Annotated in this window: 21 protein-coding genes and 1 pseudogene; 7 read left to right on the top strand and 15 right to left on the bottom strand. The window is 72.9% G+C overall.

Features of this window, described 5'->3' with window-relative positions:
• The first annotated feature begins 14 nt into the window (after positions 1-14).
• The 3 genes from ABZ862_RS10225 to cobC are packed head-to-tail and all read left to right on the top strand — an operon-like array spanning position 15 to position 2,642.
• Complete coding sequence (locus tag ABZ862_RS10225) at positions 15-626, top strand: precorrin-8X methylmutase (RefSeq protein WP_360955513.1); 612 nt, start codon at positions 15-17, stop codon at positions 624-626.
• Positions 623-1,573: a sirohydrochlorin chelatase gene (locus ABZ862_RS10220; RefSeq protein WP_360955355.1), complete on the top strand. Its 951-nt coding sequence runs from the start codon at positions 623-625 to the stop codon at positions 1,571-1,573. The genes ABZ862_RS10225 and ABZ862_RS10220 overlap by 4 nt, the downstream gene beginning before the upstream one ends.
• Positions 1,563-2,642 (top strand): Rv2231c family pyridoxal phosphate-dependent protein CobC, encoded by a 1,080-nt coding sequence (gene cobC, locus ABZ862_RS10215; protein ID WP_360955353.1) that lies wholly within the window; start codon positions 1,563-1,565, stop codon positions 2,640-2,642. Before ABZ862_RS10220 ends, cobC begins: the two co-directional genes overlap by 11 nt.
• A 61-nt stretch (positions 2,643-2,703) precedes the next feature.
• Here the strand turns inward: cobC and ABZ862_RS10210 are convergent, their stop codons facing one another.
• The 5 genes from ABZ862_RS10210 to ABZ862_RS10190 form a co-directional block, all read right to left on the bottom strand.
• Positions 2,704-3,807 (bottom strand): amidohydrolase family protein, encoded by a 1,104-nt coding sequence (locus tag ABZ862_RS10210; RefSeq protein ID WP_360955351.1) that lies wholly within the window; start codon positions 3,805-3,807, stop codon positions 2,704-2,706.
• Positions 3,808-3,896: 89 nt separating this feature from the next.
• Entirely contained in the window at positions 3,897-4,946 is a 1,050-nt protein-coding gene (locus ABZ862_RS10205; RefSeq protein ID WP_360955349.1) for an aminotransferase class V-fold PLP-dependent enzyme, read from the bottom strand.
• 122 nt (positions 4,947-5,068) lie between these two features.
• Entirely contained in the window at positions 5,069-5,806 is a 738-nt protein-coding gene (locus tag ABZ862_RS10200) for a DsbA family oxidoreductase (RefSeq protein ID WP_360955347.1), read from the bottom strand.
• A gap of 88 nt (positions 5,807-5,894) precedes the next feature.
• The gene (locus ABZ862_RS10195) at positions 5,895-6,503 is read right to left on the bottom strand and encodes a DUF1349 domain-containing protein (RefSeq protein WP_360955344.1); all 609 of its coding nucleotides are present in this window, start codon (positions 6,501-6,503) and stop codon (positions 5,895-5,897) included.
• A gap of 98 nt (positions 6,504-6,601) precedes the next feature.
• On the bottom strand, positions 6,602-8,131 hold the full coding sequence (locus ABZ862_RS10190) for an aldehyde dehydrogenase (NADP(+)) (RefSeq protein WP_360955342.1): 1,530 nt from the start codon (positions 8,129-8,131) through the stop codon (positions 6,602-6,604).
• Positions 8,132-8,296: 165 nt separating this feature from the next.
• Between ABZ862_RS10190 and ABZ862_RS10185 the strand changes: the two genes are divergently transcribed.
• Positions 8,297-9,142 (top strand): IclR family transcriptional regulator, encoded by an 846-nt coding sequence (locus ABZ862_RS10185; protein WP_360955340.1) that lies wholly within the window; start codon positions 8,297-8,299, stop codon positions 9,140-9,142.
• 70 nt (positions 9,143-9,212) lie between these two features.
• On the opposite strand, the gene ABZ862_RS10180 is transcribed toward ABZ862_RS10185, so the two are convergent.
• Positions 9,213-10,664 (bottom strand): NCS2 family permease, encoded by a 1,452-nt coding sequence (locus tag ABZ862_RS10180; RefSeq protein WP_360955338.1) that lies wholly within the window; start codon positions 10,662-10,664, stop codon positions 9,213-9,215.
• Positions 10,665-10,948: 284 nt separating this feature from the next.
• Here ABZ862_RS10180 and ABZ862_RS10175 point away from each other — a divergent pair, with 284 nt between their 5' ends.
• The 3 genes from ABZ862_RS10175 to ABZ862_RS10165 all read left to right on the top strand — a co-directional run bounded on the left by ABZ862_RS10175 (position 10,949) and on the right by ABZ862_RS10165 (position 13,325).
• Positions 10,949-11,518 carry a SigE family RNA polymerase sigma factor gene (locus tag ABZ862_RS10175; protein WP_360955336.1) on the top strand — a complete coding sequence of 190 codons (570 nt, stop codon included), beginning with the start codon at positions 10,949-10,951 and terminating at the stop codon, positions 11,516-11,518.
• The gene (locus ABZ862_RS10170) at positions 11,515-12,363 is read left to right on the top strand and encodes a hypothetical protein (RefSeq protein ID WP_360955334.1); all 849 of its coding nucleotides are present in this window, start codon (positions 11,515-11,517) and stop codon (positions 12,361-12,363) included. The genes ABZ862_RS10175 and ABZ862_RS10170 overlap by 4 nt, the downstream gene beginning before the upstream one ends.
• Positions 12,364-12,494: 131 nt before the next feature.
• Positions 12,495-13,325, top strand: a complete 831-nt coding sequence (locus ABZ862_RS10165) for a pectate lyase (protein ID WP_360955332.1) — start codon at positions 12,495-12,497, stop codon at positions 13,323-13,325.
• Positions 13,326-13,428: 103 nt separating this feature from the next.
• On the opposite strand, the gene ABZ862_RS10160 is transcribed toward ABZ862_RS10165, so the two are convergent.
• From ABZ862_RS10160 to ABZ862_RS10120, 9 genes and pseudogenes are all read right to left on the bottom strand, one after another.
• The gene (locus ABZ862_RS10160) at positions 13,429-14,574 is read right to left on the bottom strand and encodes a chondroitinase-B domain-containing protein (protein ID WP_360955329.1); all 1,146 of its coding nucleotides are present in this window, start codon (positions 14,572-14,574) and stop codon (positions 13,429-13,431) included.
• Positions 14,575-14,610: 36 nt separating this feature from the next.
• A pseudogene (locus tag ABZ862_RS10155) lies at positions 14,611-15,759 on the bottom strand (pectinesterase family protein).
• Between the two features lie 27 nt (positions 15,760-15,786).
• On the bottom strand, positions 15,787-17,148 hold the full coding sequence (locus ABZ862_RS10150) for a pectate lyase (protein ID WP_360955326.1): 1,362 nt from the start codon (positions 17,146-17,148) through the stop codon (positions 15,787-15,789).
• Between the two features lie 37 nt (positions 17,149-17,185).
• The gene (locus ABZ862_RS10145; protein ID WP_360955323.1) at positions 17,186-18,520 is read right to left on the bottom strand and encodes a sugar ABC transporter substrate-binding protein; all 1,335 of its coding nucleotides are present in this window, start codon (positions 18,518-18,520) and stop codon (positions 17,186-17,188) included.
• A gap of 20 nt (positions 18,521-18,540) precedes the next feature.
• Positions 18,541-20,115, bottom strand: a complete 1,575-nt coding sequence (locus ABZ862_RS10140; protein WP_360955320.1) for a glycoside hydrolase 43 family protein — start codon at positions 20,113-20,115, stop codon at positions 18,541-18,543.
• Entirely contained in the window at positions 20,112-20,957 is an 846-nt protein-coding gene (locus ABZ862_RS10135; RefSeq protein WP_360955317.1) for a PmoA family protein, read from the bottom strand. Before ABZ862_RS10135 ends, ABZ862_RS10140 begins: the two co-directional genes overlap by 4 nt.
• A complete protein-coding gene (locus ABZ862_RS10130; RefSeq protein ID WP_360955314.1) occupies positions 20,954-22,177 on the bottom strand; it encodes a Gfo/Idh/MocA family oxidoreductase in 1,224 nt (407 codons plus the stop codon). Before ABZ862_RS10130 ends, ABZ862_RS10135 begins: the two co-directional genes overlap by 4 nt.
• Positions 22,174-23,076: a carbohydrate ABC transporter permease gene (locus ABZ862_RS10125; RefSeq protein WP_360955311.1), complete on the bottom strand. Its 903-nt coding sequence runs from the start codon at positions 23,074-23,076 to the stop codon at positions 22,174-22,176. The genes ABZ862_RS10130 and ABZ862_RS10125 overlap by 4 nt, the downstream gene beginning before the upstream one ends.
• Positions 23,073-24,011: a sugar ABC transporter permease gene (locus ABZ862_RS10120; RefSeq protein ID WP_360955308.1), complete on the bottom strand. Its 939-nt coding sequence runs from the start codon at positions 24,009-24,011 to the stop codon at positions 23,073-23,075. Before ABZ862_RS10120 ends, ABZ862_RS10125 begins: the two co-directional genes overlap by 4 nt.
• Positions 24,012-24,109 lie beyond the last annotated feature (98 nt).

The raw sequence follows: 24,109 nt of genomic DNA, 5'->3' as shown, positions 1-24,109 counted from the left end.
GTTCCGCGGGCCCGGTGGAGCGCGTCGTCCACCCGATCGAGCAGGAGTCCTTCCGGCGGCTGCGGGCCCGGCTGGACACCTCGCACCTCCCGCCGCTGACCCGGGCGGTCACGGAGCGGGTCGTCCACTCCGCCGCCGACCTCGGCTACGCGGCCGATCTCGTCATGGCCGAGGCCGAGCTGGCCGCCGCCCACCGCGCGCTGCACGCGGGGGCGCCGGTGGTCGTGGACGTCGAGATGGTCGCGGCGGGCATCACGCGCCGCGCCACCGTGTGCCGTCTGAAGGACGCCAGGTCCGGTCCGGGGCTTACCCGTTCGGCCCATGCGATGCGGCTGGCGTACGACGAGGTGGGACCCGGCGCGCTGTGGGTGATCGGCTGCGCGCCGACCGCCCTGGAGGAGCTGCTGACCCTGGACGCCTCCCCCGCGCTGGTCATCGGGCTGCCCGTCGGGTTCGTCGGCGCGGCCGAGTCCAAGGCGGCGCTGCGGGACAGCGGACTGCCCGCCGTGAGCAACGTGTCCGAGAAGGGCGGCTCCGCGGTCGCCGCGGCCGCGCTCAACGCCCTGCTGTACCACCCCGTTTCCCTTTCAGCCGTACCTTCCGATCCCGCCGAGGAGCATCTGTGACCACCCCGCCGCCGCCCGCCCTTCTCGTCGCCGGCCACGGCACCCGGGACGACGCCGGAGCCGAGGCGTTCCGCCACTTCGTGCGCGAGCTGGGCCGCCACCGGCCCGGACTGCCCGTCGCGGGCGGCTTCATCGAGCTGTCCCCGCCCCCGCTCGGCGACGCCGTGACCGAACTGGTCGAGCGCGGGGTGCGCCGGTTCGCCGCCGTGCCGCTGATGCTGGTGTCCGCCGGGCACTCCAAGGGGGACATCCCGGCGGCCCTGGCCCGCGAGAAGGACCGGCACCCCGGGATCTCGTACACCTACGGCCGTCCGCTCGGGCCGCACCCGTCGCTGCTCGCGGTGCTGGAGCGGCGGGTCGACGAGGCGCTGGGGCGTGCGGGCGGTACGGCCGCGGAGCGCGGGGAGGTGACCGTGCTGCTGGTCGGGCGGGGGTCCACCGACCCCGACGCCAACGCCGAGGTGCACAAGGCGGCGCGGCTGCTGTGGGAGGGGCGCGGGTACGCGGGCGTGGAGACCGCGTTCGTGTCCCTCGCCGTGCCGGACGTACCGGCCGGGCTCGAGAGGTGCGCACGGCTCGGCGCGCGGCGGATCGTGGTCCTGCCGTACTTCCTGTTCACCGGCGTCCTGCCGGAGCGGGTACGGCGGCAGACCGAGGAGTGGGCCGCCGCGCACCCGGAGACCGAGGTGCGGTCGGCCGAGGTGATCGGGCCCGAGCCGGAGCTGGTCGGCCTCGTCCTGGAGCGGTACGAGGAGGCCGTGCGCGGTGATCTGCGGATGAACTGCGACTCGTGCGTCTACCGGATCGCGCTGCCGGGGTTCGAGGACAAGGTGGGGGCGCCGCAGCAGCCGCACTTCCATCCCGACGTGGACGGGCACGGGGACGGACACGGGCACGGGGACGGGCATCATCACCACGGGGGGCACGCTCCTTCCCATGCGCACTGAGGACACCTGGGGCGCGGGCCCGCACGATCTGCGGCATCACGGGGACGCCGAGGTCCGGGACGACGGGGCCGCGCTCGCCGACCTCGCCGTCAACGTGCGCTCCGGGACGCCGCCCGCGTGGCTGCGTGAGGTGATCGCCGCGTCGCTGGACGGGCTCGCCGCCTATCCCGACGGACGGTCCGCGCGGGCCGCGGTGGCCGCTCGGCACGCGGTGCCCGTGGAACGGGTGCTGCTCACCTCCGGTGCCGCCGAGGCGTTCGTGCTGCTGGCGCGGGCCCTGAAGGTGCGGCGCGCGGTCGTCGTGCACCCTCAGTTCACGGAGCCGGAGGCGGCGCTGCGGGACGCGGGGCACGCGGTCGAGCGGGTGCTGCTGCGGGAGGCGGACGGGTTCCGGCTCGATCCGGACGCGGTGCCGGACGACGCCGATCTGGTGGTGATCGGCAATCCCACCAATCCCACGTCCGTGCTGCATCCCGCCGCCTCGATCGTCCGGCTCGCCCGGCCGGGGCGGACGCTCGTCGTCGACGAGGCGTTCATGGACGCGGTGCCGGGTGAACGGGAGGCGCTGGCCGGGCGGACGGACGTACCGGGCCTCGTGGTCCTGCGGAGCCTGACCAAGACATGGGGGCTGGCGGGGCTGCGGGTCGGGTACGTGCTCGCCCCGCCGGAGACCGTCCGTGAACTGGCGCTCGCCCAGCCCCTGTGGCCGGTGTCCACGCCGGCGCTGGTCGCCGCGGAGGCGTGTGTCTCGGCGGCGGCGCTCGCGGAGGCCGCCGGTGCGGCGGGGCGGCTGGCCGCGGACCGGGAGCACCTGGTCGCCGGGCTGGACGGGTTCGCCGGTGCCGGGGTGCGGGTGGTGGGGCCCGCGGCCGCGCCGTTCGTGCTGGTGCGGATGCCCTCGGCCGAGGCCGTGCGGGGGCGCCTGCGGAGGCTGGGGTACGCCGTGCGGCGGGGGGACACGTTCCCCGGGCTCGGGGAGGGGTGGGTGCGGGTCGCGGTGCGGGACCGGGGGACGGTGGACGGGTTCCTGACCGCGCTGGAGCGGGCGCTGGGGGTGGGCGGGGGGTGATCCGGGGCTCTCTGCCCCGGGCCCCGGCAGGCGCACCGTCACAGGCGTGTGGGCGGGGCCGTCACAACACGACCGCTCCGCGGAGGATCACCCTCTTCGGGGCCGCCAGTGTCCGTACGTCCTTCCTCGGGTCCTCCCCGTAGACCACCAGGTCCGCCGGGGCGCCCTCCGTGAGGTTCTCCCTGCCGAGCCAGCGCCGCGCCGCCCAGGTCGTCGCCGACAGGGCCGCCACCGGGGGCAGCCCCGCCCCGACCAGTTCCGCCACCTCGGCCGCCACCAGGCCGTGGGCGAGGTGGCCTCCGGCGTCGGTGCCGACGTAGACCGGGAGCCCGGCGTCGTAGGCGTCGCGGACGGTGTCGTAGCGGCGTGCGTACAGCCGGCGCATCCGGGCCGACCAGCGGGGGAACTTGGCCTCGCCGCCCGCGGCCAGCTGCGGGAAGGTCGCGATGTTGACGAGGGTCGGGACGATGGCGACGCCGTGCTCGGCGAAGAGGGGGATCAGGTCCGGGGTGAGGCCCGTGGCGTGCTCGACGCAGTCGATGCCGGCCTCCACCAGGTCCCGCAGCGACTCCTCGGCGAAGCAGTGGGCGGTGACGCGGGCGCCGAGCCGGTGGGCCTCGGCGATGGCGTCCCGGACCGCGTCGCGCGGCCAGCACGCGGTGAGGTCGCCCGCCTCGCGGTCGATCCAGTCGCCGACCAGCTTGACCCAGCCGTCGCCGCGGCGGGCCTCCCGGGCGACGTAGGCGGTGAGGTCGCCCGGTTCGATCTCCCAGGCGTAGCCGCGCAGGTAGCGGCGGGTGCGGGCGATGTGGCGGCCCGCTCTGACGATCTTCGGGAGGTCGTCACGGCCGTCCACCCAGCGGGTGTCGGAGGGTGAGCCCGCGTCGCGGACGAGCAGGGTGCCGGCGTCCCGGTCCGTCAGCGCCTGCTTCTCCGCGACGTCCTCGGGGACGGGGCCGTCGGGGCCGAGGCCCACGTGGCAGTGCGCGTCGACGAGACCGGGCAGGGCCCAGCCCTCGACGGTGCGGACGTCCCGGGCGGCGGCGGGACGGTCGTAGGTGATCCGGCCGCCGACCACCCACAGCCCGTCCCGGACGTCCGGATCATCGGGCCCGGTCAGCACCGGCCCCTTCACGTGCAGCACCGCTCCGTCGCTCTGGCTCATGCACCGCACGATAGGGCCTGTCCGGCGGATCAGGTCTGTGACGTGCTCCACCGGGCCGTGGCGCCCGGTGGGTGCGGTCGGCGGGTGGGTCAGCCGGCGAGGACGTCCAGCAGCCGGTCCACGTCCGCGGGGGTGTTGTAGAGGTGGAAGGCCGCGCGGAGGTTGCCCGCCCGGTCGGACACCTCCACGCCGGCCCGGCTCAGCCCGGCCTGCCGGTGGCCCAGCCCGGGTACGGAGACGATGGCCGAGCCGGGCGCGGGCAGCGCCTCGTGGCCGAGGGAGGCCAGGCCGGTGCGGAAACGGTCCGCGAGGGCGAGGTCGTGGGCGCGTACGGCGTCGGTGCCGATCTCCTCGAGGAGTTCGAGGGAGCGGCGGCCCCCGGCGTAGCTGAACAGGGCCGGGCTCTCGTCGAACCGCCGTGCGGAGTGGGCGAGTTCCTCGACGCGGCCGTAGGTGGAGTCCCAGGGGCGTTCACCCGCGACCCACCCGGCGAACAGCGGGGTGAGGCCGCCGAGGTCCTCGGGGACGACCAGGAAGGCCACGCCGCGCGGGCAGAACAGCCACTTGAAGCCGACCGTGGCGACGTAGTCGTGGCCGTCCGCCCCGAAGTCGAGCCAGCCCGCCGCCTGCGACACGTCGAGGTAGGTGCGCGCCCCGTGCTCCAGCGCGGCCGTGCGGATCGCGGCGAGGTCGGCGATCCGGCCGTCGGCGGACTGGGCGGCGCTGACCGCGACGAGCGCGGTGCCGGGCCGTACCGACTCGGCGAGCCGTTCCAGCGGTACGGCGCGCACCTTGAGGTCGCCGCGGACGTGGAAGGGGTTCACGACGGAGCTGAAGTCGCCCTCGGCGGTGAGGACCTCGGCGCCCGCGGGCAGCGACGCGGCGATCAGCCCGCTGTAGACGGCGACCGAGGCGCCGGCCGCCACCCGGCTCACCGGGACCCGGACCAGGCGGGCGAAGGCTGCGCGGGCCGCCTCGACGTCCGCGAACATGTCGGTCGGCCGCCCGGCCGCCGACGCGGTGACGGCGGTGTGCAGCGCCGCGACGGTGCGGGCGGGCAGCAGTCCGGTGCTCGCGGTGTTCAGATAGGTGTTCTTCGGGGTGAACTCGGCTCGCACGAGGCTCTCGAAGGTGTCCATGCCCTCCACTCTGCGGCCGGGACACCTCCCCGTCCATTACCGATGTGTACGTGGTTCCTCTAAGGAATGCTTATGGATCGCGGCTGACCTGCGGTTTCGGCTCGGCCGGCGTACCAGGGGCCTCAGTGCCGCGGTACCGCGCAGCCGTCCGGGCCGCACGCCCCGGCGTCCTCCGCGTCCGCGCCGCCCGTCACGGCGCCGGTGACCGGCCGGAGCGGGGAGCGGGCGTCCCAGGCCTGGGTGAGGGCCTGGGTGAAGACCTCGGCGGGCTGGGCGCCGGAGACGCCGAAGGCCCGGTCGAGGACGAAGAAGGGCACCCCGTTCGCGCCCAGCGCGGCGGCCTCGCGCTCGTCGGCGCGCACGTCGTCGGCGTGGGCGGACGGGTCGGCGAGCACCGCGCGGGCGGCGTCCGCGTCGAGTCCGGCGGACACGGCGAGCTCGACCAGGTGCTCGTCGCCGTCGAAGACGGACCGCTCCTCGGCGAAGTTGGCCCGGTACAGGGCCTGGATCAGCTCGTCCTGGCGGCCGTGCGCCTTGGCGAAGTGCAGCAGGCGGTGCATGTCGAAGGTGCTGCCGGTGTCGCGGCCGTGGGTGCGGTACTCCAGGCCCTCGGCGGCGGCCTGCGTGCCGAGGTTCTCCTCACCGGCCCGGGCCTGCGCCTCGCTCATGCCGTACTTGCGGGTGAGCATGGTGATCACCGGCTGGGTGTCGCCCTTGGCGCGGCCGGGGTCGAGTTCGAAGGAGCGGTGCACGACCTCGACCCGGTCACGGTGCGGGAAGGCGGCGAGCGCCTTCTCGAAGCGGGCCTTGCCCACGTAACACCAGGGGCAGGCTATGTCGGACCAGATCTCGACGCGCATCTCTCGGCTCACTCCGGTTCTCGTACGGAAGCGGGGACATCCTCCGCCGAGTGGGTGAACGTTCAAGCAGGCGGATCGATTCCCGGGGTCAGCTGCCGTCCCGGAGGTCGCTGGGCCAGCTGGGCCGGTACTCCACGTGGTCGTACGTCACCACACAGCCCTCCCCGAGCGGTGCCTGGGTCATGAAGCCCACCAGTGCCGCGTCCGTCTCCTTCTCGCCGCCCAGGGTGAACAGCCGGACGAAGGTCCAGCGCACCCCGTCCCGGGAGGCGTGGAAGGCGAAGGCTCGCCCGGTCCTGCTCACCCGCAGCCACACCGAACTGCCGTCCACGGTGAAGGCGTTGGCGTCGTCCGAGTGACCCCGGGTGACCACCGTGCAGACGGCCGGCACGTCCGGGGAGTACTCCAGGCACAGCTTGGCCCAGGCGCGGTCGCCGACGTGGACGTAGAGGACCCCGGCGTCGAAGGACGCGTTGAAGCCGACGGTGACCCGGGCGATCAGCTGGAAGTCGCCCTCGGGGGCGCCCAGCAGGCGCGGCGCGTCGCTGGCGGCGTCCTCGGCCTCGCCGGTGGGCGGCACGAAGCGGTCCTGCCGGGGGCCGGCCCAGCCGGTGAGGACGCCGTCCTCGTAGGACCAGTTGCCCTCGGGGCCGTACGTACGCAGCGGGAAGGGGAGTTCGGGGAGTTCCAGGTCCATGGGCGCAGTCTCTCAGGGGTGCCGGGAAACCGGCGACCGCGCCCCGCGCGCCGGAGCCGCGGTACCCGGGCGCGGCGGGCGCGCCCAGGTTCCCGGTGTCAGCGTTCCAGCACCCCGTCGAACCGCCGCGGCAGCCCCAGCGGGTTGGCGTCGCGCAGTTCCGGGGGCAGCAGCGCCTCGGGCACCCCCTGGTAGGCGACCGGCCGCAGCCAGCGTTCGACGGCCGTGCCGCCGACGGAGGTGGACGTGGAGGTGGTGGCCGGGTACGGGCCGCCGTGGTGCTGGGCGGGGGCCACTGCGACACCGGTCGGCCAGCCGTTGACCAGCACCCGGCCCGCCAGCGGGGTGAGTTCGGCGAGGATCTCCGCGCCGCGTCCCTCGCCCGCCGCCTCCCCGGCCGACAGGTGGACGGTCGCCGTGAGGTTGCCGGGCAGCCGCGCGAGCACGGCACGCGCCTCGGCGTCGTCCTCGTAACGGGCGACGACGGTGACCGGGCCGAAGCACTCCTCGAGCAGCAGGTCGTACGCCCCCTCGGCGGTGAGGTGCGCCGCCGGCACCGTGAGGAAGCCCGCGCTGACCGTGTGTTCGCCGCCCGCCCCGGGCGTGACCGGGGACTCCACCCCGGGCAGTCCGGCGCGCTCGGTGACGCCCGCCAGGAAGTTGTCCCGCATCCGGTGGTCGAGCAGGACACCGGCCTCGGTGTCGCTGACGGCGTCGGTGAGGGACTTCACCAGCCGGTCGCCGGAGGCGCCGGAGGGGGCGAGCACCAGGCCGGGCTTCACACAGAACTGGCCGGTCCCGAGGGTCATGGAGCCCGCGAGCCCGGTGCCGATCGCCTCGGCGCGCTCGGCGGCGGCGGCCTCGGTGACCAGCACCGGGTTGAGGGAGCCCAGTTCGCCGTGGAAGGGGATCGGGACGGGGCGGGCGGCCGCCGCGTCGAACAGGGCGCGTCCGCCGCGCACCGAGCCGGTGAAGCCCGCCGCGGCGATCAGCGGGTGCCGGATCAGCTCCAGGCCCGCCTCGAAGCCGTGCACCAGGCCCAGGACGTCCGCGGGGACGCCGTGCTCGGCGGCGGCCCGGCGCAGCACCTTGGCGACCAGCTCCGACAGGGCCGGGTGGTCGGGATGGGCCTTGACGACGACCGGGTTGCCCGCGGCGAGGGCGCTCGCGGTGTCGCCGCCCGCGACGGAGAACGCGAAGGGGAAGTTGGACGCCGAGTAGACCGCGACGACGCCGAGCGGGACCTTGTAGCGGCGCAGGTCCGGGACGGGCGGGGTGGCGTCGGCGTCGGGGTGGTCGATGACGACGTCGAGGAAGGCGCCCTCCTCGACGATGCCCGCGAAGGCACGCAACTGGTAGCAGGTGCGGGCGAGTTCGCTGTTCAGCCGGACCGGTCCGAGCGCGCTCTCCGCGTCGGCGGCCTCGACGAGCCGGTCCTTGGCGTCCTCCAGCCGGTCGGCCGCGGTGCGCAGGAAGGCGGCGCGGACGGTCCGGTCGGCGAGAAAGCCGCGCGCGTCGTGGGCGGCGCGCACCACGGTGTCCACCTCGTGCGCGGTGGCCTCGTCGGCGACCTGCTCCCGCGGCTTACCGGTACGCGGGTCGACGCTCCAGACTGGTGCTGCTGCCACCGCGGGTCCCTCCACTGTGCGCTGCCTGCGAGACGGCCGGATTCCCGGCCGGTGTTCCGGGTGCCCCACCAGCGGCGTTCGATAGGCTGAACGTCGTCTCCGCTGATGAATATGCTGTCGGAGACTATATCGGCAGCTTCTCGTCGGACGAAGGGGTCAAGGGCGATGTCGGCAGACGGGGCGGACGGCGGGGCGCGGGTCGGACCGGCGGGCGGGGCAGGCGGCGGGGCGCAGGTCAGGTCCGCGGCGGACACCGGCGGCGGGGCGCAGGTCAAGTCGGCGGTGCGGACGGTCGAGCTGCTCGAGTACTTCGCCGGGCGGCCCGGGATGCACTCGCTCGCCGCGGTCCAGGAGGCGGTGGGATATCCCAAGTCGAGCCTCTACATGCTGCTGCGGACCCTGGTGGACCTCGGCTGGGTGGAGACGGACGCGACGGGCACGCGGTACGGCATCGGGGTGCGGGCGCTGCTGGTGGGCACCTCCTACATCGACGGTGACGAGGTGGTCGCGGCGGCCCGGCCGACGCTGGACCGGCTGTCCGACGACACCACGGAGACCATCCACCTGGCGCGGCTGGACGGCACGAACGTGGTCTACCTCGCCACCCGCCAGTCGCAGCACTATCTGCGCCCCTTCACCCGGGTCGGCCGCAGGCTGCCCGCGCACTCGACCTCGCTCGGCAAGGCGCTGCTGGCCACCCACACCGACGAGCAGGTGCGCAAGCTGCTGCCGGAGACGCTGCCGGCGCTCACCGAGCACACGGTCACCGACCGGGAGAAGCTCATCGAGGAGCTGCACCAGGTGCGGGAGCAGGGCTTCGCCGTCGACCGTGAGGAGAACACCCTGGGGCTGCGCTGCTTCGGCGTGGCGATCCCCTACCGGACGCCAGCGCGCGACGCGATCAGCTGCTCGGTGCCGGTGGCCCGCCTCACGCCCGCCCATGAACAGCTCATCAAGGACGCCCTGTTCGACGCCCGCGACCGGATGACGCTCGCCACCCGGAGGCTGTGACCGGCGGCGGGGGACGGCGGCGGGCGCACGGGGCGCCGTTCAGGACGGCGCCCCGTGCGGCCGCGCGGGGTCACTTCACGCCGAGGGCCTGCTCCACCGGGTCGATCGCGAAGTACACCAGGAACAGCGCCGACACGGTCCACAGCAGCCAGTTGACCTCCCTCGCCTTGCCGAGCACCGCCTTGATGACGACGTACGACAGGAAGCCCGCGCCGATGCCGTCGGTGATCGAGTAGGTGAACGGCATCGCGGCGATGGTGAGGAACGCCGGGATGGCGATCTCGTACCGGTCCCAGTCGATGTGCTTGACGTGGGTCATCATCAGGAAGCCCACCGCGATCAGGGCGGGCGCCGCGGCCTGCAGCGGGACGATGGTCAGCAGCGGGGTCAGGAACAGCGCGAGGCCGAACAGCCCTCCGGTGACCAGGTTGGCGAACCCGGTGCGGGCGCCCTCGCCGACCCCGGCCGCGGACTCGATGTAGGCGGTGTTGGAGGAGGCCGAGCCGATGCCTCCGGCGACGGCGGCGGCGCCGTCGATGAACAGCACCCGCCCGATGCCGGGCACCTGGCCCTGTTCGTCCAGCAGTCCGGCCTCGGCGCTGATGCCGACGATGGTGCCCATGGCGTCGAAGAAGTCCGACAGGATCAGGGTGAACACCAGGAGCGCCGCGGTGAGCACCCCGGCCTCGGCGAAGCCGCCGAACAGGCTGAAGTGGCCGAGGAGTCCGAAGTCGGGGGCGGCGACGACCTTGTCGGGGACCTTGGGCGTGGTCAGGCCCCAGCTCTTCACGTCGGCGACGGAGTCGATGACGATCGCGACGACCGTCATGGTGACGATGCTGATGAGGATGGCGCCCTTCACCTTGCGGGCGATGAGCGCGATGGTGAGCAGCACGCCGACGCAGAACACCAGCACGGGCCAGCCGGTGAGCCGGCCGACGGCGCCGAGCTGCACCGGCACGGTGGTGTGCGCGAGGTCGGGGATGCGGCTGACGAATCCGGCGTCGACGAAGCCGATGAACGCGATGAACAGGCCGATGCCGACGCCGATGGCCTGCTTGAGCTGCTGCGGGATCGCGTTCATGATCGCTTCACGCAGCCCGGTGACCACCAGGAGACAGATCAGGGCACCTTCGAGGACGACGAGGCCCATCGCGTCGTCCCAGCTCATCAGCGGGGCGAGCTGGAAGGCGACGACGGCGTTCAGGCCGAGTCCCGCGGCGATGGCGAGCGGGAGGTTGCCGCCGACGCCCATGACGACGGTCATCACACAGGCCACCAGGGCGGTGGCGGTGACGAGTTGGCCGGTGTCGAGGGTGTGGCCGAACTTGTCCTTGGCGCTGCCGAGGATGATCGGGTTGAGGACGAGGATGTAGGCCATGGTGAAGAACGTGGCGAAACCGCCGCGTATCTCACGGCCGAAGCTGGAGCCCCGTTCGGAGATTCTGAAGTACCGGTCGACGCCGTTCACCGCGGGTGGCGCGGACTCCGGCCGCTGGGCCACCTTCTGCTGGTCGGACATGGCTCTACCCTTCTCAACTGATCACCGGCGTGCGGATGCTGGCTGGATTGTTCCCCTGTCACGGCCGTTTCAGGTTTTCCCCGTGTTACGGAACGGGCGCCGGAGCGGCAGCACGGAATCCGTTCGACCTGTCACACGTCGACCGAACCTCTGTACGATCATCGGCTCCGGCGCTGCTACGCTCCGGAACCCGGCGGCGGACTCCTCCGGTTCTCCGCATGTCATCTACATGACACACACGGTCACGCCATGACGCACCGTCATGCCGACAGAAGAGGTCACCCGTGGGCACAGTCGTCGACGACGCTGCCTCCGTGGAGTTCCATGCCTTCTTCGAACAGCACTACGCCGAACTCGCCCGTCTCGCCCACCTGCTGACCGGTGAGGCGGACGCGGCGGACGATCTGGCCGCGGACGCGTTCCTCGCCCTGTGGAACCGCTGGGACCGGGTGCGCGCGGCCGACCACCCGGTGGCGTACGCGCGCGGTGTGGTCGCCAACCTGGCCCGCACCCGTGTCCGCAGCGCGGTGCGCGAACGGCGCAGGATCGCGCTGTTCTGGTCGCAGCGCGAGGAGAGGACCGAGAACCCGGACGTGGCGGGCGTGGTGGACGTGCGGGAGGCGCTGCGCCGGCTGCCGTTCCGCAAACGGGCGTGCGTGGTGCTGCGGCACGCGTTCGACCTGTCGGAGAAGGACACCGCTCTCGCACTGGGTGTCTCGGTGGGTACGGTGAAGAGCCAGACGTCCAAGGGCATGGCCGAACTCCAGCGGCTGCTCGGCGACCGGGGCGTGCCGCACAAGGTGCACGCGGCGATGGCGGCGCGTGGTGGCGACAGCGAAGGAACGAACCGATGACGCGGCAGGACGTGCACGACGAGCTGCGCGCCCGGCTGCACGAGGCGGCCGGGTCGTACGAACCGGACCGCGCGCGCATCCTGGCCCGGATCGAACGCGGCACGGCCGCGCCGCGGGAGGCCCGCACCGCTCACCGGGCCGGCCGTCCCTGGCTGCTCGGCTGGGTGCGGGTGGCGAGCGCGACGGCGGCGGTGGCCGGTGTCCTCGCGGTCGGCGGCTACGCGGTGGCCTCCGCCGTGAAGGACGGCACTCCCCCGCAGCGCTCGGTCGCCGTCTCCCCCACGCCGACCGGCCCGTCCCCGGACGCGACGATGCGCCCGCCGGACCGCTCGGCCGCCCCGCGGCCGAGCGGTCCGCAGCACGGCGGCAGGCCGAGCGCGTCGCCCTCCGCCACGCCCGGACCGTCGTCCTCCGCCGCACCGGACGGCGCTCCGGCGACCGCGGAGGGCCGGCAGGACGGCCCGCTGTGGTCGGACGGCTCGGTGGACCCGCACAGCAACGACTTCTGGGCGCAGAGCAATGTGACGCTCAAGACGTCGCGGGAACTCACCGCGCTGACCGTGCGGTTGAAGATCGCCCAGACGGGCGGGGTGTCCTCCACGGGCGCCTGGCGGTCGCTGCCCGAGGCGGACTTCACCCAGACGGTGGCCGAGAAGGACGGCTTCCTCGTCTGCACCTGGGTGCTCAAGGAGGGCCGTACGGTCGGCAAGGGCCAGTGGGTGTTCGCCGGGCAGTACGACCATGAGCGCGGCGGACGGGACGCCGGGGACGACCGGTACACCGTCACCGGCACGGCGGGCGGCGAACGGTACACGGTGACCGGCGACTTCGCGGCCCACGGCTAGGCCCACGGGCAGTGGTTCCGGGGGCTCGGCCCGGCAGAACCGGAGAGAAAAACTCCGGAACGCGGCAACCCTTTCCCGGCGGGCGGCGACCAGGAAGCGCAAGGTTCCGCTCTCCACGCAAGGAATTGGGCATGACTGCACCAGCTGAACAGCGCGTCCGTCACCGTCGCCGGGTCACCGGGCGGCGGGCGCTGATCGCCGGGTCCGCCGCTCTCGGCATCACCGGCGCCGCGATCCTCACCACGACGATGCTGTCCTCCGCCGGCGCGGCGACGGCCTGGCCGACCGCGAACGGCAGCAAGGCCGTCGCCAAGACGATCCCGGTGTCCGGCACCTACGACGGCAAGCTGACCAAGTTCTACGGCTCCGGCGCCCTCGGCACCTCGGACCAGTCCGAGGACCAGGGCCCGATCTTCGAACTGGCCGACGGCGCCACGCTGAAGAACGTCATCATCGGCACCCCCGCCGCCGACGGTGTGCACTGCCTGGGCAGCTGCACCCTTCAGAACGTGTGGTGGCTGGACGTCGGCGAGGACGCCGCCAGCTTCAAGGGCAAGTCCTCCTCGGCCGTCTACACGGTTTACGGCGGCGGCGCGAAGAACGCCGACGACAAGGTCCTGCAGTTCAACGGCGCGGGCAAGCTGGTCGTGACGAAGTTCCAGGTGGAGAACTTCGGCAAGCTGGTCCGCTCCTGCGGGAACTGCAAGACGCAGTACAAGCGCACGGTGATCATCAACGACGTGGACGTCACCGCGCCGGGCAAGGCGATCGTGGGCGTGAACTCCAACTACGGGGACACCGCGTCGCTGCGCAAGATCCGCGTCCACGGCGACAGCAAGAAGAAGATCAAGACCTGCGTGCGCTTCAAGGGCAACAACACCGGCAAGGAGCCGACGGAGCTGGGCACCGGTGCCGACGGCACCACCTGCCTGTTCTCGTCGTCGGACATCTCGTACGAGTAGGGCCGGCCCGCGCCGGGCGGCGGGCGGTCCGGGGGCAGGCAGCCCCTGACCGCCCGCCGCCCGCGGTCCGCCGGAAACCCCTCGGGCGTTCGCGCCGCCGACGTCAGTTCATGGTGGCGCCGATCGTGGTGGAGCCCGTGGTCAGGAAGGTGGTCGCGGGCAGCGAGCCGTCCGACTTGCGGGCGTTGTACGCCGTCGAGGCGTCGGTGGAGACGAACGCCGGGGTGGAGATCCCGGAGTCCCAGTTGTTCCCCTGGGACACCACCGAGGAGCCCTTGGTGACGGAGCCGGCGCCGTTGCTCACCGCGAGGTTCTTGCCGAGGCGGGCCGCGCTGGTGGCGAAGTAGTAGCCGCGGTTGCCGTTGGCGTAGGCGGTGGTGCGGTTGATGACGATGGCCCCGGTGTTGGAGTTCTCGGTGAAGCCGTTGCCGGCGTCGCCCCAGGCGGCCGAGTTGTTGACGACGTGCGCGACCACCTCGCCGTCGCCGCCGAGCTTGTAGCCGTTGCCGTCACCCGCGAACGCGGAGTCGGACCAGCGGTTGACGCCGTTGCCGAAGGACCAGCTGTGCTCGATGGTGACGGGCGAGGAGAAGGACCACAGGTCGAGACCGTCGTCCGAGTTGTTGTACAGGCGTGCCCCGGTGACCAGGTTGCCGGTGCCGGACCCGAACTTGATGGCGACGCCGTCGGCGTTCTCGCCGTGGTTGGCGGGGTCGTAGTTGCCGTAACTGTCGAGGTTCTTCACCGTGTTGTTGACGGTGCCGTCCCCGGTGAGGGTGAAGCCGGAGTCACCGCCGTTGATGGTCTTGATGTTGTTCCAGTTGGTGCCCGTGCAGGACTGGCAGACGACGGCGCTGTCCGGTGAGTTCTGGAACGTGATGTCGGAGACGTTCCAGTAGTCCGCGGTCAGCTTGAAGATCCAGTCGCCGGACGGCAGCGAGGAGCCGTCGATCTTCACCGTCTCCGTGCCGTACGCGGTGAGCGTGATCGGCGACGACGAGGTGCCGTTGGCGGTCGACTGGAGCGTGGCCGTCGGGTAGTAGGTGCCGCCGCGCACCTGGATGACCGTTCCCGCGGTGGCGTTCTTGATGGCGTTGGACAGGTCGGTGGAGTTGCTGACGACCACGGTCGCGGCGTGCGCCGGGGAGGACAGCAGGAGCACTCCGGCGGACGCGGCGGTGAGGGACAGCGCGGTGAGGACGGTGCGGGTACGGCCGGTGGTGCGGCCGGTGTGGCGGATACGACGCATGACGTGCGGGTCCTTTCGTCGAATCGGAGCGGGGTGTCAGAGCGGACGGACGGCGGCCCGGGGCCGCCAGTCGCCGAGCCAGGCGGCGGGGGTGTGCTCCCGGGCCTCGGCGTCGGTGAGCTGCGGCCGGTCGGCGGGGACGGTGATCTCCGCGCCCGGGCCGCGGTTGTGGTACTCGCGGAACCGCATGGACTGCCAGGGGTAGGCGTCCCGCATGTTCGCGTAGGGGGCCGCCGCATCGATGCCGGGACCGAGCCAGGTGTCGCGGACGGTGAGCATCGGGACGGCGGTGGGGTCGGAGCCGGGCACCCAGGGGCGGGCCAGTTCGTAGAAGCCGTCGGGGGCCCGGCTGGTGATCAGGCTGCGGGTGACCAGGTAGCCGTGCGGGTCGGTGGCGGCCGTGGAGGGCGCGAACACGAACCCGTACGGCGCGCCGGCCAGGTCGGTGCGGGTGAGGGTGCGGAAGTGGCAGCGGTCGTAGACGGCGGAGGCCCGGCCGAAGACGAAGTCGACGTCGCCCTCGACGAGGCAGTGCGCGTAGTACTAGCGGGCGAAGACTCCGAGGTCGGTCGTGTCGGCGTACAGGGTGTCCTGGTGGCCGAGGAAGCGGCAGTGCGTGAACGCGCTCCGGTCGCCCTGCACCTTGATCGCCACGGCCTGGGTGCCGGTGACGCCGGGGTGGTCGGCGCGCAGCCAGTCGTTGGCGAAGGTGATCCAGCGGGCGGTGAACCCGTCGGCCTGCACCGTGGTGGTGGCCGAGCCGCTGGTGCCGTAGGTGCCCGAACCGTCCGGTCTCGGCGTGCCGTTGGCGTTGTCGTAGACGATCACCACGTCACGGGGGTCCTCGGAGGCGCCGATCCAGGCGGCCTCGGTGCGGGTGGCGTCGAGGACGACCGTCTCCCGGTAGACACCCGGTGCGATCACCAGCGTACGGCCGCTGCCGCTCGCCGCGGTCACGGCGGCCTGGACGGAGGTGTGGTCGCCGCGGCCGCGGGGATCGACGTAGAGCGTGCCGGGGGTGAGCCGGTGGCCGGGGGAACCCCACCGCCCGAAGGGGCGGGGCCCGGTGTCGGCGTGGGCGGGGGACGCGGTCAGGGCCGGAAGTGCCGCGAGACCGGCCGAGGCACCGGCGGCGGCGAGGAAACCCCTTCTGGACAGGGGCGGCCGGAGCGGACGCGAGGGCATACGGGACTCCTTCCTTCTCGGTGCGCGTCAGCCCAGCCGGCCGGCTCCGGCGCAGTGGTCGACGATGCCGGGGACGGCCGGGGCGGGATCGACACGGGTGCGCAGGGTGGGCGTCCACCCGGCGCCGGACCGAAGGACCTCGCCAGGGACTTCGGCGTTGTGGACGGCGATCAGGTCGGTGAGGGCGCCGTTGACGTAGTTGTCGTCGGCGGTGAGCGGGGCTTCCTTCCACTTCTTGAGGACCGACCCGGCGTTCACCCCGTCGGCGAGCGTGAACGCGTTGTGCTCGGCGACGAGTTGCGACTCCATGCCGATGCCGTAGCTGTAGGAGTAGCCGTCGCCCGCCACGAAGTGGTTGTCGTAGGAGTCGACCTGGCCGAAGCGGACGCGCGGCGCGCGCTCCACCAGGTTGCTGAACAGGTCGTGGTGGAAGGTGACCTTGAGGTGGCCGCGGTCGACGGCGGCGGTGGCGGCGCTGTCGCTGTTGCCGACGAGGATGGTCTTGTCGTGGTCGGCGAAGACGTTCCAGGAGGCTGTCACGTAGTCGGCGCCCTTGACGATGTCGAGCTCGCCGTCGTGCTGTTCGTAGAGGCGGCCGAAGTACGACGGCAGCGTGCTGTCGGGGTGGTCGCCGTCGGTGAAGGTGTCGTGGTCCATCCACACATGGGTCGAGCCGTAGATCACGGCGCTGTCGTACTCGGAGTTCCAGTTCCCGGCGGCGGTGTCGGTCGGGTCCCACTGGGGGAAGCAGTCGAGGGGGCTCTCGAAGGACAGATTGCGCACGATGACGTTGTCGACGCCCTTGATCTGGAGGCTGGCGCCCTTGAACCCGGCGTCGCGTCCGACACCGATGACCGTGGTGTTCGCGGGGACGTCCGCCTTGACGTAGGCGTCCTGCCGGGCGGCGGAGGCGCGGCGCAGTCCCTCGGGGCTGTCGTCGGGTTCGGCGTCCAGGGTGGTGGTGCGGCCCCAGGTTGCGGGGTCGTACCTGGTGAGGTAGGCGCCGAAGTCGTAGCCGGGCACCTCGAAGGAGGCGCAGTCCGGCCCGTCGGCGTCGATGGTGCCCTTCACTTTGACGATCTTCGGGGCGCTGCCGCCGTCGGCGAGGGCGGCCTTGAAGCCGTCCCAGGTGGTGACGGTGTAGACGTGCGCGGCATCGGCGGCGGCCCCGCCGGTGGTCCCGGTGCCGTAGGAGGCCCAGCCGTCGTGCGCGGCGAGGGTCTGCCGGGCGGGGTCGAAGGGACGGGCGGATGCGGGGGTGGTCACGGTGAGGACCAGGGCGGCGCACCCGGCGGCCGCGGTGACGGCGCGGGCCGTGACGGCGCGGACGGTGACGGCGCGGACGGTTATGACACGTGCATGACATTCATTTCTGTGCAGGGGGGCCATGGGCGTTCACCTTTCGGGCGGCGTTCCGGACGCGTTCTCAGTGATGGGCCTTCCAGTCGGCCTGGGCCGCGTTCAGCTCTTTGGCGAACCCGTCGAGGAACGCCTTCGCGCCGAGCTTCCCCAGCAGCACCTTCTGGAAGTTCGGCTCGTTGCCGGCCTTGGACAGCGTGTTCCAGTCCGGCAGGTAGTACGGCAGCTGCACGATCCGCGTGCCGGTGCCGCCCAGTGCCTCGGCCGCCAGCTTCGTCGGCTCGGACGCCCGCACCCAGGCGTCCTGTGCCGCCTCGGTGTTGGCCGGGACCTGTCCGGCGACCCGGTTCCACTTGCTGTCGGACGCGTGCGAGGCGGCGAACTCGATGAACTTCCACGCCGCCGACTTGTTCTTGCCGGACTTGAACAGCCCGAGCCCGTCGACCGGGTTGGACACCTGCACCCGGGTGCCGTCGTCCAGCGTCGGGTTGGGAACACCCCTGAACTTGCCGGGGAGCGCCTTCTGGTGGTCGGTGTAGGAGCCGAGGTTGTGGCTGAGCATGCCGATGGTGCCGGAGTCCCACTGGGCGACCATCTTGGTGAAGTCGTTGTTGACGTCGGCGGACGGGGTGTCCTTCTTGTACAGCGCGACGTACTTCTCCAGCGCGGCCACGTTCCTGGGGTCGTCGACCGTCGTCCGGTCGCCGTTCCAGAAGGACGTGATCCCGCTCTGCCCGTACATGGCGTCCAGGGCCGGTGCGATGGATCCCTCGCCGCCGCGGATGGTGAACCCGAACCGGTTCCTCGCCCGGTCGGTGAGCTTGTCGGCGGCGGCGTAGAAGGCCGTCCAGGTCGTCGGGGGCGCGAGTCGCGCCGCGGCGAACAGGTCGGTGCGGTACCACAGCGTGCCGTTGTTGGCGGAGGTGGGCACGGTGTACGTCTTGCCGGTGCCGCCCGCCGACCGCACGCTCGTCAGGAAGTTCGCGTTGAGCCTGCCCTTCAGCTCGCTCCCCGCGATCCGGCCGTCCAGCGGTTCGAGGGCGCCCTGCGCGGCGATCTCGGCGAGCATCGCGGTGCCGACGCCGCCGACGTCCGGCAGGCCGCCGCCCTGGATCGCGGTGTCGTACTTGGACTGGACGCTCGCGGCGGGCACCCCGACGTACTTGACCTCGATGTCCGGGTACTTCTTCTCGAAGTCGGCGATGATCTCCTTCCAGACGTCGGTGCGGACACCGCCGTTGTTGTCCCAGAAGGTGATCGTGCCCTTGCCGGAGCCCTCGCCGCCCTTGCCGCCCGCGCCGCCGCCGCCGTCACCGCAGGCGGTGGCGGTCAGCGCGAGGACGCAGCCGAGGACGGCGGCCGGCACGGTACGCCGCCCGCCTCTGCGGATCGTGTTCGTCATCGGTCGGCTCTCTTTCGGTGTCAGCGGTGCTGAGGGTCGAATCGGTGCTGAGGGTCGAGTCGGTGCAGGGGGACGAGTCGGAACTGTGTGAACGTGGCCGCGCCCGCGTGCCCGCGTCCGGCGGGGGCGAGCGCGAAGAGACCGAGCAGGGCGCCCACCCACTGCCACGGGGTGGCGGTGAACACCAGCCCGAAGGGGCGGAAACCGTCGCCGAGGTCGGCGGAGAAGCGGCAGCGGGCCCCGGCGCCGAGGCCGACGCGCAGCCGGACCCGGCCGCCGGGCGCCGGGTGGGACGGGGCCGCGTCCCGTTCCCGGCCCGCGGTCCGTTCGGCGAACCGGTGCACCAGCCGTACGCCGCCGTCCGTGCCGCGCTGGAGCCCGATCCAGCTGTAGGCGTCCCCCAGGACGGCGAGCCCGGCCCGTGCGCCCGGCTCCTCGCTGTGCAGGGTGAGGTCGACCTCGGCGACGGCCACCGTGCCCGGCAGCCGCTGGGTGAGGAGATTCGGCAGCCGGCGCAGATCGTCCGCCGCGGCCGAGCGGACGCAGGTCAGCCGCAGTCCGTCGGCGGAGTGCTGGGTGGCCCAGCCGTCGCGGGGGTTGGCCGTCCACTGCCACTGGCGGCCGTACCGTCCGCCGGGGAAGTCGTCGTCGGTGGCGGGCACGGCGGGCGGCTGCGGCGGCAGGTCCGGCTTGCGGTGCGCGGCGACGGGGGTGCCGTCGGCGCCGAGCACCGGCCAGCCTCCCCCGTCGTCCCAGCGCATCGGCTGGAGGTGCACGACCCTGCCGTGGGCGCCGCGCTGCTGGAAGTGCAGGAACCAGTCCTCCCCGGCCTGGGTGCGCACCCAGGCGCCCTGGTGCGGCCCGTTGACGTCGGTCGCGCCCTGTTCGAGGACGACCCTCTCCTCGTACGGCCCGAAGAACCCGCGTGAGCGGAAGGCGCCCTGCCAGCCGGTCGCCACGCCGCCGGCGGGGGCCAGGATCCAGAACCAGCCGTCGTGGCGGTGGAGTTTGGGCCCTTCCAGGGTGAACCAGCCGGGGATGCGGTCCCCGTCGACGATCACCTTGCCCTCGTCGAGGACGGCGCGGCCGTCGCGGTGCATCCGGTGGCCGGTGAGGCGGTTGCCGGTGCCGGAGCGGGACCTGGCCCAGGCGTGCACCAGGTACGCCTCGCCGGTCTCCTCGTCCCACAGCGGGCAGGGGTCGATCAGCCCCTTGCCCGCCTTCACCAGGTGCGGCCGGGTCCAGGGTCCCCTGATCCCGGGGGCGTTGATCTGGAAGACGCCCTGGTCCGGGTCGCCCCAGAAGATCCAGAACCGGTCGTCGTGATGGCGCAGGGCGGGTGCCCAGACACCGCAGTCGTGCCGTGGGCGGCTGAACTCGGCGGCCGGTTCGAGGCGGGCCAGGGCGTGGCCGACCAGGGTCCAGTTGACCAGGTCGCGGGAGTGCAGCAGGGGCAGGCCGGGGACGCGGCCGAAGCTGGAGGCGGTGAGGTAGTAGTCGTCGCCGACCCGGATGACGTCGGGGTCGGACCAGTCGGCGTTCAGGACCGGGTTGCGGTAGGTGCCGTCGCCCTGGTCGGGGCCGGGCAGGCTCATGGGCTCACCGCCTTCCGCACCAGCGCGGCGGCCTCGTCGCGGCCCGGTGCCCCGTCGGCGACGACGGTGACGATCCGCCGTACGACGGTCCCGCCCGGCGGCACCGGCAGCCGCTCGGCGGACGCCAGCGACGGACCGGCGCCCGGGTATGCGGCGGCGCGCACGAACCACGGGTCGCGGCGGGTGCCGTCGGTGGCGCCGGCGAGGACGAGCGTCCAGCCGTCGCCCGCGAGGGCCAGCCAGTCGGCGCGTCCGCCGTGCGCCTCCGCCTCGCCCTCCCCGTCCGGGGTGAACACCCTGGGCGGCGCGGCCTCCCTGCGGGCCCGCCAGAAGAACCCGCCGTAGGCCGCGCCGGGCCGGCCGTTGGTGGCGGGGCTGCCGATCGTCAGCGGGCCGGGGGTGACGTTGGTGAGGGAGAAGGTGAAGTCCAGTGCCCAGGCGGTGCGGGTGAGCCCGGTGGCGGCGACGGTGCGGCGCTCCCGCAGCAGTTCGGTGCCGCCGGCGACCCAGCGCAGTTCCTCCACGAAGCCGTCGGGGTCGCGCAGCGGGAAGGAGCTGTGCCGCTGGGCGCCGTGGTTGTCCAGCCGGGTCGGGCCGAGGCCGCGGACGAAGGTACGGCCGCCCCAGAAGTTGTGCCCCTCGACGTCGGGGACGGCGACACCGACGCCGAGGTGGTGGGTGTGGTCGGCGGGGCTCAGCTCGGTGACCGTCCGGCCCGCCAGGGTGGTGACGGGGTGCAGATAGGGGCGCGGGGAGAGTTCCGCGGGCAGTTCGGGGCGGGTGACGTAGCGGGCCACGGGGCGGCCGGCGACGCTCAGCACCGCGGAGTCCGGGGCGGTCACCGGGTGCTCACCTCCTTGCGCGACGGGGCCCAGGGGGCGCCCAGTTCGGAGTACAGGGCGAGGGTCTCGGCGCAGGCGGCGACGAAGCCGTCGATCCCGGGGACCGTCCGGCGCCGCTCGGTGGGGTGGACGTGCCAGGCTCCGGGCGGCAGTCCGTGCGGATCGGGGGCGCTGCGGACGGCCTCGACGACGCGCATGAAGGCGCCGGTCGACTCCGGCGGTACGAGCAGTCCGGCGCCCTCGGTGAGATGCGCGACCAGGTTCTCCAGCAGGTCGGTCCGGCCGTGGCCGGTCTCCTGCGGGCCGTGGCCGGCGCGCTGGAGGAGCACGCGGTCCTGCTTGTACCAGAAGGTGATCCGGCCCCGTTCGCCGTGCACCAGGACATAGGGCTCGCCCGGGTGTTCGGCGCACAGCGTGGCGGCGACGGCGACCGGGCCGCGCGGTGTGGTGACGCGGACGCAGGAGGTGTCGTCGGCCTCGACGTCGTTGGCGCGCAGCAGTTCGGTCTCGATGCCGGTGACGTCCTCGGCGCGGGTGGTGCCGAGGAGGGCGAGGGCGGTGGCGACGGCGTGCGCGAGGGGGTTGGTGAGGACGCCGTCGACCACGTCGGCGCCGTCGAGGCGCCGCTTCCCGGCCCAGGGCGCCCGCCGCCAGTACGCCTCGTCGCGTGCCCACGCCCCCGCGGCGCCGACGCCCAGGACCCGCCCGATCGCGCCCTCGGCGATCAGGTCCCGGACCGCGGGCACGGCGTGCGAGCCGAGCGACTGGAAGCCGATCTGGCAGGCGACCCGGGCCTCGGTGACGGCATCGGTGATCCGGCGGAACTCCGTCCAGGACGGGGCGGGCGGCTTCTCCAGGAGGAGGTGGACGCCGCGGCCGGCGGCCGTGAGGGCCAGACCGGCGTGGGTGGGGATCGGGGTGCAGACGACGGCGGCGCGGGCGCCGGTGGTGTCGAGGAGTTCCCCGAAGTCGGACGACTGGGGCGGGAGTCCGGGGCCGCCGTGGTCCGCCTCGGTGAGGGGGACCGGGTCGCAGAGGCCCACCAGGCGGACCAGGCCCCGGTCCTGGAGCCGGCGGATGTTCTCGAGGTGGCGGCGGCCGTGGCCGTGGGCGCCCGCGAGGACCAGCGGGACGGGGAGGGTGACGGGCACGGGTACGGGTGACGGCACGGGTGCGGGTCCCGGTGCGGGTGCGGGTCCCGGTGCGGGTGGGGTCGTCATCCCTTCACCGCCCCCGCGCTGAAGCCGGTGATCAGCCACTTCTGGATGAACGCGAACACGATCACCACGGGTACGGCGGCGACGATCCCGCCCGCCGCGAGGGCGCCGAGGTCGACGCTGTCCGCGCTCATCAGGGTGTTGAGGCCGACCGGGATCGTCTGCTTGCCCGGGTCGTTGAGGAACATCAGGGCGAACAGGAAGTGGTTCCAGGCGTGCACGAAGGCGAAGGAGCCCACCGCGATCAGTCCCGGCCGCAGCAGCGGCAGCACGACGACCCGGAACGCGGTGAGCCGGTTGCAGCCGTCGACCCAGGCGGCCTCTTCCAGCGAGTACGGCACGTTCCTGATGAACCCGCTGATCAGGATCATCGACAGCGGCAGCTGGAAGACCGTCTCGGCGAGCACCACGCTGCCCAGTGAGTTGATCATCCGCAGTCCGGCGAAGATCTCGAAGAGCGGCACCAGCAGCAGGGCGCCCGGTACGAACTGCGAGCACAGCAGCGCCAGCATGAACCCCCGCTTGAGCCGGAAGGTGAACCGGGCGAGCGCGTAGCCGCCGGCCAGGGCGATGACGGTGGTCAGGAACAGGGTGGCCACACCGACGTAGACGCTGTTGGTGAAGTAGGTGCCGAAGCTGCGCTCCGTCCACACCTTGCGGAAGTGGTCGAAGGTGACCGGCCAGGGCACCAGGGAGGTCGAACCGGCGGGGCGCAGGGCGAAGAGGAGGATCCAGTAGAAGGGGATCAGGGTGAAGAGGAGATAGAGCGCCAGCGGCACGTAGAGCCGGGCGCGGGGCACCTCGTCCCAGGCGCGGCGCCTGCCGCCGGGGCCGCGGCGGTAACGGTGCCGGTGGTCCCCGGCGGGGGTGCGCCCGGGGGCGGGGGCGATCTCGGTGATCATGTGTCGTCGCCTCCGAACCTGCTCAGCCGCAGATAGACGACGGAGAGGAACAGCAGCACGGCGAACGCGACGGTGGTGAGGGTGGAGGCGTAGCCGAAGTCATGGCCGTCCACGCCGGTGTTGACGACGTAGAGCGGGAGGGTCGTGGTCTCGCCGGCCGGTCCGCCGCCGGTGAGGGTGTAGAGCAGGTCGACGTTGTTGAACTCCCAGACGGCGCGCAGCAGCGTGGCCAGGACGATGGCGTCCTTGAGGTGGGGCAGCGTGATGTGCCGGAACTGCCGGAGGCGGCTCGCCCCGTCGACCTCGGCCGCCTCGTAGAGTTCCTTGGGGACGGACTGCAGGTCGGCGAGGATGAGGATCGCGAAGAAGGGGACACCGCGCCAGAGTTCGGCGGCCACCGCGGCGGGGAAGACGGTCGAGGTGTCCGACAGCCAGCTGGTGCCGTAGGAGCCGACACCCAGGTCGGCGAGATAACGGGTCAGGCCCGTCTGGGAGTTGTAGAGCAGCACCCAGATCGCCGAGGTCAGCACCCCGGAGACCGCCCACGGCGAGAACACCAGCGTGCGGCCCAGCCCCCGGCCCACGAAGGTCTGGTTCACGATCAGCGCGAGCACCAGGCCGAACAGCAGCTGGAGGGCGACCTCGGTGACGACCCACCGGGCGCTGAAGGTCAGCGTGTCCCAGAACTGGGGGTCGTGGGCGAACACCTCGGTGAAGTTGCCCAGGCCCGCGAAGCCGTTGCGCCAGGGCTTGGTGGGGTTGTAGTGCCGCAGGCTGTAGTAGAAGACGCTGAGCACCGGGTAGGCGATGAATCCCAGCATCAGGACGGCCGCGGGGGCGATCAGCAGATACGGGAGTCCGCGCGGCGTCGCGGAGGCACGGCGCGGGCGGGCCGGGGCGGGTGGCGGGTGGGCCACGGCTGCGGCTGGGGCCATGACGGGTCTCCGTTCTCGTGCCTCGTCGTTCTCGTGCCTCGTGGTTCCGGTGGTTCGCCGTTCCGGTGGTTCGCCGTTCCGGGGGTGGTTCGCCGTTC

The sequence above is a fragment of the Streptomyces sp. NPDC047000 genome (assembly GCF_040644295.1).
Taxonomy (GTDB): domain Bacteria; phylum Actinomycetota; class Actinomycetes; order Streptomycetales; family Streptomycetaceae; genus Streptomyces.
This window is presented reverse-complemented; position numbering and strand designations above follow the sequence as displayed.